At 74.4% G+C, this 1594-nt stretch carries 1 protein-coding gene; it reads right to left on the bottom strand.

What is annotated here, in order from left to right; translation table 11 throughout:
• Positions 1-188 precede the first annotated feature (188 nt).
• A complete protein-coding gene (locus tag ATM99_RS16145; RefSeq protein WP_062103868.1) occupies positions 189-1493 on the bottom strand; it encodes a glycosyltransferase in 1305 nt (434 codons plus the stop codon).
• Positions 1494-1594 lie beyond the last annotated feature (101 nt).

Below are 1594 nucleotides of genomic sequence, written 5' to 3'. Positions count from 1 at the left end.
GTGTCGGTGGGGGCGGGGAGCGTCGTCACGGGACGTGAGCGTAGGGGTCGCGGCGCGGGCGAAGGCGCGCGTCCCGCCCTGCGCACACCCGGGGGCATTCCTCCCGGTCTGCCCGCTGACCTGCCCGGACGTCCTACGTCCGCCACCACCGCTCACGCGACCACGACCATCTCGCGCGGCCCTCCCTCTCACACCGTCGCGACCACCCGCACCGCGTCGACCCGGTCGAGGATCTTGTCGAGCACGACCCCGCGGTCGAACTGCAGCGCGTACTCCCGCGCCCGCTCGGCGGCGGCGGCGCGGTCGGCGCGGTCCATCGCGAGGACGCCGTCGAGGGCGCGGGCGATCGCGTCGGGGTCGTCGACGGGCACGATCGTGGCGGTGTCACCGACGGCCTCGCCGATGCCGCCGGTGTCGGTGGTGATGACGGGGCCGCCGCCGGACAGCATCTTCTCGACCAGCGCGATGCCGAACGTCTCGACGAACTCGGGGCGCGGCTTGGAGGGCAGCACGAACGCGGTGCAGCCGGCCATGAGGTGGCCTTTCTCGTCGTCGGGCACGTCGTCGAGGAACGTGACGAGGTCCGCGACGGGTGTGGCGGCGGCGTGCGCGCGCAGCTCGTCGGCCTGGGGGCCGTTGCCCGCGACGACCAGGCGGCGCCCTGAGGCGGGGGCACCCGAGCGGGCGTACCCGTCGATGAGGTCGTCGACGCCCTTGGCGTGCGCGAGCCGGGACAGGAACAGCACGTAGCCGTCGCGCGTCAGGCCGCGGGCGGCGAGCGCGCGGTCGGTCGCGTCCTCGTCGCGCGCGAGGTACGTGCCGACGTCGATCGCGGGGTAGGAGACGGCGACGCGCTCGCGGCACTCGTCGGCGAACCGCGTGCCGTGGCGGGCGTCGATCGCGGCGGCCTCGGTGACGACGAGGTCCTTGGTGTACTGCGACACCGCGAGCACGACGTCGTGCGACAGGTACTGCGTGAGCACGTGCGCGGCGGCACCGAACCGGTCCTCCTGGACGCACGCGCGCACGACGTTCGTGACGTCGGACCCGACGGCCTCGGCGACGGTGACGACGTCGACGGGCAGGCCCGTGCGGCGCGCGACCGTGACGGCGTCGGCGATCGCCGTGGCGTGCGGGGACAGGTACAGCGACATCGCGACGGTCGGGACCCCGTCGGTGAACAGCTCGACCAGGCGCCCCGTGATGCCCGCGAGATACCGGCCGTCGGGGACCTTGTAGTCGCCCACGGGTGCGGGGCGCTCGACGACGATCCCCGGCGAGTACGGCAGCACGCCGTCGAGCGGCTTGAGCGGCAGACCCGCCTCCTGCAGCCGGTCGACCGGCCACGTGACGATGCGGACCTCGTCGAACCCGCGGTGCAGGGCGGCCTCGGCGAGGTTGCGGGCCTCGCCCGAGTGACCGCAGATCACCGGGTCGGCGCGCACCACGATGACGAGACGGCGGTCGGGCCGGGCGGCGGCGGTGGGGGTCATCGGCGTCGTCCTCTCGGGGTGGGTCGCGGGTGGTGACCGGATCGACCCCTCACGGTGGAAGGGGCGGTCGGGGTCGGGTGACTGGATCGACCTCTCGCGGT

It is taken from the genome of Cellulomonas sp. B6 (assembly GCF_001462455.1).
GTDB lineage: Bacteria > Actinomycetota > Actinomycetes > Actinomycetales > Cellulomonadaceae > Cellulomonas.
Note: the sequence above shows the minus strand (reverse complement) of the source record. Positions and strands in the feature narration are given on the sequence as shown.

Excerpts from the sequence above, each read along its gene's own strand:
- ATM99_RS16145 (WP_062103868.1), bottom strand. The coding sequence starts at position 1,493 with ATGACCCCCACCGCCGCCGCCCGGCCCGACCGCCGTCTCGTCATCGTG.